The 10,921-nt window shown below is 29.5% G+C and carries 6 protein-coding genes; all 6 read left to right on the forward strand.

The features are described 5' to 3' along the window. The first annotated feature begins 296 nt into the window (after positions 1–296). The 6 genes from glgB to glgD all read left to right on the forward strand — a co-directional run bounded on the left by glgB (position 297) and on the right by glgD (position 10,479). Complete coding sequence (gene glgB, locus ACQPUW_RS17055; RefSeq protein WP_430838643.1) at positions 297–2,267, forward strand: 1,4-alpha-glucan branching protein GlgB; 1,971 nt, start codon at positions 297–299, stop codon at positions 2,265–2,267. Between the two features lie 19 nt (positions 2,268–2,286). Beyond that, positions 2,287–3,717, forward strand: coding sequence for a glycogen synthase GlgA (gene glgA / locus ACQPUW_RS17060; RefSeq protein ID WP_430838644.1), 1,431 nt, complete (start codon positions 2,287–2,289; stop codon positions 3,715–3,717). 35 nt (positions 3,718–3,752) lie between these two features. Further along, on the forward strand, positions 3,753–6,185 hold the full coding sequence (locus ACQPUW_RS17065; RefSeq protein WP_430838645.1) for a glycogen/starch/alpha-glucan phosphorylase: 2,433 nt from the start codon (positions 3,753–3,755) through the stop codon (positions 6,183–6,185). 13 nt (positions 6,186–6,198) lie between these two features. Next, positions 6,199–8,022, forward strand: coding sequence for a glycoside hydrolase family 13 protein (locus ACQPUW_RS17070; protein ID WP_430838646.1), 1,824 nt, complete (start codon positions 6,199–6,201; stop codon positions 8,020–8,022). A gap of 103 nt (positions 8,023–8,125) precedes the next feature. Continuing rightward, on the forward strand, positions 8,126–9,325 hold the full coding sequence (locus ACQPUW_RS17075; RefSeq protein WP_430838647.1) for a glucose-1-phosphate adenylyltransferase: 1,200 nt from the start codon (positions 8,126–8,128) through the stop codon (positions 9,323–9,325). Positions 9,326–9,372: 47 nt separating this feature from the next. Beyond that, the gene (gene glgD / locus ACQPUW_RS17080; RefSeq protein ID WP_430838648.1) at positions 9,373–10,479 is read left to right on the forward strand and encodes a glucose-1-phosphate adenylyltransferase subunit GlgD; all 1,107 of its coding nucleotides are present in this window, start codon (positions 9,373–9,375) and stop codon (positions 10,477–10,479) included. Positions 10,480–10,921 lie beyond the last annotated feature (442 nt).

The following is a 10,921-nucleotide window of genomic DNA, read 5'->3' on the forward strand; positions in this document are numbered from 1 at the left end:
CGGGAGACTGTGTGGGAGAGTAGGACGTTGCCAGGTGAGTAACGAAAAGAGATAGTTTAATTACTATCTCTTTTTTTTGCGTGTGAAAATATATAAATTAATTTTGGGTATATAAATATTTTAAAGGTCGAAAGTTGGATTTTGTCTAAATTTCGGCCTTTGTCAATTTTATTTATAAAATTTGAAAAAAATCACTCAAAATTGTAAAAATTTAGACTATGAAATAAATGGAGTATGAAGGGGTTAAATGTTATAATTGTAAAGTAATGTAAGGATATGAGTAAGGAGGGGGTAACATGGTACAAGCAGCAAAGAAAAAAGCAATAGTTAAAAAAGGACAAATAACAGACTTTGATAACTATTTGTTCCATGAAGGAAAAAATTATAATAGTTATAGATTTATGGGAGCTCACAATGTTATCGAGAAGCGGAAGAGAGGAGTTCGATTTACTGTTTGGGCACCTAAGGCAAGTTGTGTTTATGTAGTTGGAGAGTTTTCAGATTTTAAGCCTGTTGAAGAATATAAGTTAGAAAAAATAACAGAAATGGGAATATGGAGTTTGTTCATTCCTGCACTTAAGGCTGGAGTTAAATATAAATATTACATCGTTAATCAGTGGGGAACTAATGGTGTATATAAAGCAGATCCATACGCTTTATTATCTGAAAAGAGACCTAATACAGCATCTATTGTTAAAGAAGATGTGAAATTTAAATGGACTGATAGAAAATGGATAAATAAAAGAAATAGAACAAATGTATATGAAAGTCCTATAAATATATATGAAGTACATCTGGGTTCATGGAAGATGAAAAATGGTGAATTTTTAACATATAGTGAATTGGCTGAAAAATTAACTAAATATGTTGTAGATATGGGTTATACACATGTAGAACTAATGCCTCTTGTTGAACATCCATTAGATGCTTCTTGGGGTTATCAAGGAACAGGTTACTATTCTCCTACTAGTAGATACGGTAACGCAGAAGAGTTGAAGGAATTAATAAATTCACTTCACAAAAATGATATTGGAGTAATCCTAGATTGGGTGCCAGGACATTTCTGTAAGGATGAACACGGGCTATATATGTTTGATGGAAGCCCAACATATGAGTATGAAGAAGGCTGGAAAGCGGATAATAAAGGTTGGGGTACATTTAATTTTGATTTAGGAAAACCAGAGGTTAAAAGTTTTCTTATATCTAATGCGCTATATTGGATTAGAGAATTCCATATAGATGGATTAAGGGTCGATGCAGTTTCAAATATAATTTATTTAAATTATGGAAGGAATGAAGGAGAGTGGAGACCTAACATATATGGAGGAGATGGTAGCCTAGAAGGGATACAATTCTTAAAGGATCTAAATACAGCAGTTTTCTCTGAGTTTAATAATGTATTGATGGTAGCTGAGGAATCAACATCATGGCCAAATGTATGTAAGCCTATTGAAGATGGAGGTCTTGGATTTAATTTTAAATGGAATATGGGATGGATGAATGATACTTTAGAATATATAGAACTTGATCCTATATATAGAAAGTATCATCATAATAAATTAAATTTCTCTATGATGTACAATTACTCAGAGAATTTTATACTACCTGTTTCACATGATGAAGTTGTTCATGGGAAGAAGTCATTAGTTGATAAGATGTGGGGAGATTACTGGAATAAATTTTCTGGGCTTAGATTATATTTAGCATATATGATAGGTCATCCAGGAAAGAAACTTCTATTTATGGGTTCAGAATTCGGTCAATTCATAGAGTGGAGAGAATATGAAGAACTTGAATGGAAGCTTATAGATGAATTTGATATGCATAAAAGATCCAATGAATACTGTAAAGATTTAAATAAATTCTACAAAGAAAATAGTGCCCTATGGGAATTAGACTATGATCCTGAAGGATTTACTTGGATAGATGCAGATAATAATGATCAAAGTATACTTATTTTTATGAGGAAAGGTAAGCAAGAGAAGGATACATTAATATTTATATGTAACTTTACTCCGGAAGTTTACTATGATTTTAAGATAGGTGTACCTTATTTAGCAGATTATAAAGAGAGGTTCAATACTGATAAAAAGAAATATGGTGGATCTGGACAGGCTATGAGAGCAACGTTAGTTGCAGAAGATGAAGGATATCATAATATGCCATATTCTATAAAGGTAAAGATTCCGCCTATGGCTGTATCTATTATTGGAATTGAGAAATTTAATAAGTTAGCTATTGAGAATAAAACAATTATAGAAAAATAAATAAGGAGTGAACTAAATAATGAAGGTTTTAATTGCTGCATCAGAAGCCCATCCGTTTATAAAGACAGGTGGACTTGGAGATGTTATAGGAGCATTACCTCAGGCACTAAAGAATTTAGGTATTGATGTTAGGGTAGTAATCCCTAATTATAGGGATATAAAGAAAGAAATAAAAGAAGAGTTAAAATTTATAAAGAAATTTACAGTAAGGGTAAGCTGGAGAAATCAATATTGTGGGATATTAGAGTATGAATATAAAGGGGTAAAGTATTATCTTTTAGACAACGAGTATTACTTTAAAAGATCAGGATTATATGGATATTATGATGATGGAGAAAAGTTTGCATTCTTTGATAGAGCTGTCCTTGAATTCCTAAAAGAGTTGGATTGGAAGCCTGATATAATACATTGCAATGATTGGCAGACCGGAATGATTCCAGTACTTCATAAAGTAGAGTATAAGAATAATGAGTTCTTTAAAAATATTAAAACTATAACCTCTATACACAATTTATTTTTCCAAGGGACATTTTCACCAGAAATACTTCCAGAGCTTTTTGGATATGACTATCAGTTATTTGAAAATGGTAGTTTAGAGTTACATGGAGGGGTGAGCTTTTTAAAGGGAGCTATAAATTATTCAGATAAAATTACAACAGTTAGTAGGACTTATGCAGAAGAAATAAAAACTCCTGAATTTGGGGAAACATTAGATGGCTTATTAAGATACAGAGGAAAAGCACTTAAAGGTATAGTGAATGGAATTGATTATGATGAATATAATCCAGACACTGATGAGTATATATTCAAGAATTATTCTAGTAAGACATTAGGTTACAAGAAAGATAATAAAGAAGCCCTTCAAAAGGAACTTGGACTTAAAGTCGATAGAAATATACCTATGATTGGAATGGTATCTAGGCTAACACATCAAAAGGGATGTGATCTAATAATAAATATGATAGAAGGTATATTAGATAAAGACATTCAAGTTGTTATTTTAGGTACAGGAGATTATATGTATGAACATAGATTCAAAGATCTTCAAAACAAGTATCCAGATAAAATGTCTGCAAATATAATGTTTGATAATGGGTTAGCACATAGAATATATGCAGGATCAGACATGTTTTTAATGCCATCATTATTTGAGCCTTGTGGACTTGGACAATTAATAGCTTTAAGATATGGATCTGTTCCTATAGTTAGGGAAACTGGTGGACTTAAGGATACAGTTATTCCTTATGATGAGGCGACTGGCATTGGGACAGGCTTTGAATTTAAAAATTATGATTACAATGAGCTTAAAGGAACAATTGAATATGCATTAAAAGTATATAAAAATGAGAAAAATTGGCAAAGATTAATACTACAGTCTATGAATTCTGATAATAGCTGGAATAAATCCGCTATAGAATATAAGGAAATGTATGAAGAACTAATAGGCTGATACTCAAATTTTGAGATATCAGGAGGAATTAATTAATGCCAATAACCACAGAAATATTTAAAAAAGATTTTGAAGAAAAATTTTCAAAGATGTATGCTAAGGAACTTAATGAAGGTAGCGATTTAGAAAGATATCAAGCGTTAGGAACTTTAGTTAGAGAGTACACTACAAAGGATTGGATTGAAACTAACAATAAATATAAATCTTTAAAAAATAAAGAAGTATATTATTTCTCTATGGAGTTCTTACTTGGAAGATTACTAGGAGACTCTTTGCTGAATTTAGGTATAAGAGATATTTGCAAAGAAGGTTTACGAGAATTAGACATAGATTTAGAAATTCTTGAAGAAATAGAGCAAGACCAAGGACTTGGAAATGGTGGACTTGGAAGACTTGCAGCATGCTTCCTAGATTCTATGGCATCTTCAGGTATTCCTGGACATGGATGTGGAATACGCTATAAGTATGGATTCTTTGATCAAAAGATTATAGAAGGTAGCCAAGTTGAAGTAGCAGATAAATGGCTACAATCTAAAAATGTTTGGGAAATAAGAAAAGAAGATGAGTGTGAAATTGTTAAATTTGGAGGAACAGTTACAGCAAGAAATATAGATGGTAGATTGAAATTCTATCATGGTGAATATGAAGTAGTTAAGGCTGTGCCATATGATACTCCAGTAATAGGATATGAAAATAATGTAGTTAATACTCTAAGACTTTGGAGTGCAGAATCTATTGATGATAACTTCGATTTTTCATCTTTTAATAGAGGAGAGTATGATAGAGGAATAAATAATAAAAGTTCTGTGGAGTCAATATCTTATATACTTTATCCAGAAGATTCATTTTATGAAGGCAAATTACTTAGATTAAAACAGCAATATTTCTTTGTATCAGCTGGACTTCAAAGTATTATAAGAGATTATAAAAAAAATGGAGGAAATATTAAAAACCTACATGAAAAAATAGCTATTCATATAAATGATACTCATCCAACACTTGCTATACCAGAACTTATGAGAATATTAATTGATGAGGAAGAATTAGAGTGGGATGAAGCTTGGAATATAACTAAAAATACTGTTTCATACACTAATCACACTATACTTGCAGAAGCGTTAGAGAAGTGGCCAGTAAATATGGTTCAAGAATTACTTCCAAGAGTTTATATGATAATAGAAGAAATAAATAAGAGATATTGCAGTATGCTTTGGGGTAAGTATCCTGGAGAATGGCATAAAATTTCTAGTATGGCCATTATAGCTGATAACTATGTGAAGATGGCAAATTTAGCTATAGTGGGAAGTCATAGCGTAAATGGAGTTGCGAAACTCCACACAGAGATTTTAAAGAATAAGGAAATGAGAGATTTTTATGAATTGTATCCTAATAAATTTAATAATAAAACAAATGGTATAACTCATAGAAGATGGCTTATAAGAAGTAATCCAGACTTAACAGCATTATTAAAAGAGACAATAGGTGATGAGTTCATTAAAAATCCAATGAAATTAGTAAATTTTAAAGAGCATTTGGAAAATAAAAATGTAATAGATTCACTTTACAAAATTAAATATAAAAATAAAGAAAAATTAGCAAAAGAAATTTATAAAGAAAAAGGAATAGTGGTAGATCCAAATTCTATTTTTGATGTGCATGTAAAAAGAATACATGCATACAAAAGGCAAACATTAAATTGTTTAAGAATAATGGATTTATATAATAGGCTATTAGAAAATCCCAATTTAGATATAGTTCCAAGAACATTTATATTTGGTGGTAAGGCTGCTCCTGGATATCATCTAGCAAAAAATACAATTCAATTAATAAATGCTATTGCAGATAAAATTAATAATGACCCAATTGTTAAAGATAAAATAAAGGTAATTATGATGGATAATTACAGAGTATCATTAGCAGAGAAAATAATAAGAGCAGCTGATGTAAGTGAGCAGATATCAACTACTACCAAAGAAGCTTCAGGTACATCCAATATGAAATTCATGATGAATGGCGCTATAACAGTAGCTACTTTAGATGGAGCTAATATAGAAATAAGAGATGAAGTCACGGATGATAATATAATAATTTTTGGGTTAACTTCAGATGAAGTTCTAAATTATTATAAAACATGTGATTACTCTTCTTTAGATATATATAACAATGATAGTCGCATAAAAAAAGTATTAGATGATCTAATAAATGGAAAATACTCGGAAGACAGGAATAAATTTAGAGATATTTATGATAGCTTATTAATTTATAATGATGAATTCTTTGTACTGAGAGATTTCAATGATTATATAAAAGCTCAAGAAAGAGTAGATAAGTTATATAGAGATAAAGAAAAATGGCAAAGAATATGTGGTATTAATATAGCCCATTCAGGTATATTTTCATCAGATAGAACAATAAGAGAATATTCTAAAGAAATTTGGAATACAAAAGCTTTGTATAAAAGCGAATAATTAGGGGGCTTTTATGATAGAGAGTAGTATTTTTCATAATTCTCATGATTTAAGTTATAGAAAACCATTTGGAGCAGTTGAGATTGGGAAGTATGTATCTATATCAATAGATGTAGATATAGATGCAGAAGTATATCTAAATTTAATTAAATTTGATTTATCTAAAGATAGAAAATTGATGATAAAAGAAGATGGTAAATCCAATAGATTTAATATAGAGATAAATACAGATAATCTATGTGGGGTAAATAATTATTATTTTGAAATTATTTATAATAATGAAAGTATATATTATGGAAATAATGAATATGAATTAGGGGGAATTGGTAAGTATTATGTAGATAATCCTAAAACTTATCAATTAACTGTATATAAGAAGAGAGAAGTTCCAAACTGGTATAAAGAAGGTATTATATATCAAATATTTGTAGATAGATTCTGCAATGGTAATGATGATGGAAAAATAAATAGTCCTAAAAGAAATAGTTTCATATATGGGAAGTGGGATGATGATCCCATGTATATTAAAGATGAACACGGAAATGTAGTAAGATGGGATTTTTATGGAGGCAATTTAAAAGGTGTTATAAAAAAGCTACCATATATTAAATCATTGGGAGCATCAATTATATATATGAACCCAATATTTGAAGCTGCAAGTTGTCATAAATATGATACAGGGGATTATGAAAAAATAGATGAAATGTTTGGAACTGAAGAAGATTTTAAAACATTATGCCATGAAGCAAAAAAACTAGATATGAAAATTATATTAGATGGAGTATTTAGCCATACTGGATCAGATAGTAAGTATTTTAATAAGTATGGTAATTATGATACTTTAGGTGCTTATCAGTCAAAGGAATCTAGATATTATAATTGGTACAGGTTCAATGAATATCCGGATAAGTATGAATGTTGGTGGGGATTTAATAATCAACCTAATATAGATGAATTAAATGAGGATTTTATAAATTATATAGTTAAGGATAAGAAATCTATAATATCTAAATGGATGAATTTAGGTGCATATGGCTGGAGACTAGATGTAGCAGATGAATTGCCAGATGAATTTATAAAACTTATAAAAGAGAAGATGCTAAATATTAATAAGGATAGTGTTTTAATTGGGGAAGTATGGGAAGATGGATCAAATAAAGTTAGTTATTCTAAAAGAAGAGAATATTTTTTTGGAGATGAGCTTGACTCAGTTACTAACTATCCACTTAGAGATGTAATAATAAGATGTTTAACTGGTAGCATTAGTACAGAATATTTTGCTAAGAGGATAATGAACTTATATGAAAATTATCCGATAGAAAACTTTTATAGCAATATTAATTTACTAGGAAATCATGATACTGAAAGAGTGTTTACAATGCTAGGAGAAGATAAAGAGCTTCTTAAACTAGCAATAGCAATGCAAATGACTATTCCAGGAGTACCTTTAATATATTATGGAGATGAGGTAGGTCTTACAGGAGGAAAAGATCCTTATAACAGAAAGACATATCCTTGGAAAAGTCCTAATACAGAGATATTAGGTATATATAAACGCTTAATAGATATAAGAAGTAATGAAGAGGTTCTTAAAAAAGGGGATTTAAAATTTATAGATAATACAGAAGGCTTGATTATATATAAACGTATGTATATGAGCGAAATGATAACCATAATAATAAATCCTTATGATAAAAAAATAGATTATAAACTAATTGGTATAGAAAAATTAGCTTATGATCTTATAGATAATAATGAATATGAAAATAACAATAATAATTATATAAATATAGGGTTAGATAAAAGAGGGTTTAAGATACTAAAAAGTATGATTTAATTATTGCGGCACTAGGGGGGAAGATAACCTAGTGCCAATAAATAAAGCATGATAAAGATTAGTTTTAAGGTATAGAAGTGAAAATGGAAGGGGAATATATTATATGGGTAATAAAGAAATCGTAGCAATGATTTTAGCAGGTGGACAAGGTTCGAGATTAGGGGTGTTAACTAAGAATCTAGCAAAGCCTGCAGTACCGTTTGGAGGAAAATATAGAATAATTGATTTTCCATTAAGTAATTGCGCAAATTCAGGAATTTATACAGTAGGAGTATTAACACAATATAAGCCATTAGAGCTTAATTCACATATAGGAATTGGAGATGCTTGGGATTTAGATAGAAGAGATGGGGGAGTTGCAATACTACCACCATATCAAGAGGAAAAGGGTGGAGATTGGTATAAAGGAACAGCTAACGCTATATATCAAAATATTGAATATGTAGATAGATATGACCCTGAATATGTACTTATATTGTCAGGAGACCATATTTACAAAATGGATTATGATGAAATGTTAGACTTCCATAAAGAAAAGAATGCTGATGTAACAATAGCAGTTATAGACGTTACTATGGAAGAGGCTACTAGGTTTGGGATAATGAACACGAGAGAAGATCAAACAATATATGAATTTGAGGAAAAACCAGAACATCCAAAGAGTACTAACGCATCAATGGGAGTATATATATTTAACTGGAAAACACTTAAAAAGTATTTAAGTGAAGATGAGTTAGATAAAACATCAAGTAATGACTTTGGAAAAAATATAATACCTAAAATGCTTAATGAGAATAGAAGAATGGTAGCTTATCCGTTTAAGGGGTACTGGAAAGATGTAGGAACAATAGATAGCTTATGGGAAGCTAATATGGACCTATTAAGAAAGGATGACGAATTAAGTTTAAATGATAGGGATTGGAAAATATATTCAAAGAATCCGGTTAGGCCAGCACAATATATTGGAGAGAATGCTAAAGTTAAGAATTCTTTAATTACAGAAGGATGTTTAATAAATGGTAATATAGAGAATTCTATAGTATCACAAGGAGTATATGTAGGAAAGAATACTATCATTAAGGATTCAGTTATAATGCCAAATGCACGTATAGAAGATAATGTAGTTATAGAAAAAGCTATAGTTGGTGCTGATGCTATTATAGGAAGAGAATGTAGAGTTGGTAATGGAGATAAGATTGCAGTAGTTGCTGCAAATGAAAATTTAGAAACTGAGGTAGTATCTAAAGATATGGGATTAGATATAAGACCAAGAGAAATATTTGTAGAAGAAAAGTGCTGCTAATAATATAGATGTTTAAGAAGGTAGCTGTTGATGAGAGGGTGGGTTTTTTGAATAATTGTTTAGGAATTATAAATTTAGATGAAAATGAAAGCAGAATGGGTGAATTAGTAAGACATAGAACATTAGCATCAGTGCCTATTTCAGGAAGATATAGAGTAATAGATTTTGCTATATCAAATATGGCTAATTCAGGAATTGAAGGTATAGGTATATTTACAAAGAATAAATCAAGGTCTTTAATAAATCATTTAACAAATGGTAGACCATGGGACCTTCATAGAAAAAAGGATGGACTTAGAGTATTTAATTTTGGAAACTATGAACCAGAATATGATGATGTACACAACTTTGCTGATAATATAGAATTTATAAAAAATAGTAGAAGAGAATATATATTGTTAGCGCCGTCATATATGGTATGTAATATAGATTATAATGATCTTATAAAAAATCATATAAAGAATAATAATGATATAACAGTTGTATATAAGGCTGTAGATGATGCTGATGAAAGTTTTATTGATTGTGAAGCATTAAATATAAATGAAGTAGATAGAGTAATAAGTATTGGCGAAAATATAGGAAGAGAAAAAGAAGCTAATATTAATATGGAAATGTATATAATGAAAACTGACCTTTTCATTAATATAGTTTATGATTGTATAAAAAATGGAGTATACAGAAAGATAAGAGAATATATAAGTAGAAATTTAAATGATCTTAAAGTTGGTGCTTTTGAATTCAAAGGATATTTAGCTTGTATAAACTCTATTAAAGCTTACTTTGATGCAAATATGGATCTTTTAAATCAAGATGTAAATAAAGAATTATTTTATGATAAGAATCCTATATACACAAAATCACAAGATGAGGCTCCAACACAATATACTGAAATAAGTAATGTGGTTAATTCAATTGTTGCTAATGGATCTTATATTGAAGGAACAGTTAAGAATTGTATTATAGGAAGAAGAGTTCGTGTAGGAAAAGGAACAGTTCTTGAAAATTGTATTATAATGCAAAATAGTGTAATAGAAGAGAATGTTGAAATGACTAAGGTTATTGCAGATAAGGGAACTATAGTAAATGAAAATCAGAATATAAATGGAACAGAAAATTATCCAGTTACTATTCAGAAGAGAAAAGCTATTTAATATATAAGAAGAGGTGATGAATTATCACCTCTTTTTAATATCTATAAAAGTATATTTAATTAAACTTTACCTAGTGTATCAATAGTAGAATTATAAAGATAAACGTAGAAATATAGAGTATTATAATAATAAATTATATAAATGGGAATATATAATGGTTATATAGTAAAGATATATGGTATCATTAGTTTCGTTGCTCAAGCGAAAGCAAAGTAAACATGGTAAATACGACATTAGGAAATGTCGAAAAATGTTGACAAGTAATCGTTTAAGTGATATACTAATTAAGTCGCTAAGGGGAGTAGGAAACACCTTGAAACTCAGAAAAAACTTCTGAAAAAAAGATGTTGACATAAAACTTCTTAAGTGATAAGATAATCAAGTCGCTTGAAGGCGACGAGATAAAATGGTCTTTGAAAATTGAACAGAATATATAAAACAT

It is taken from the genome of Clostridium sardiniense, from assembly GCF_050584765.1.
Classification (GTDB): domain Bacteria; phylum Bacillota; class Clostridia; order Clostridiales; family Clostridiaceae; genus Clostridium; species Clostridium sardiniense_A.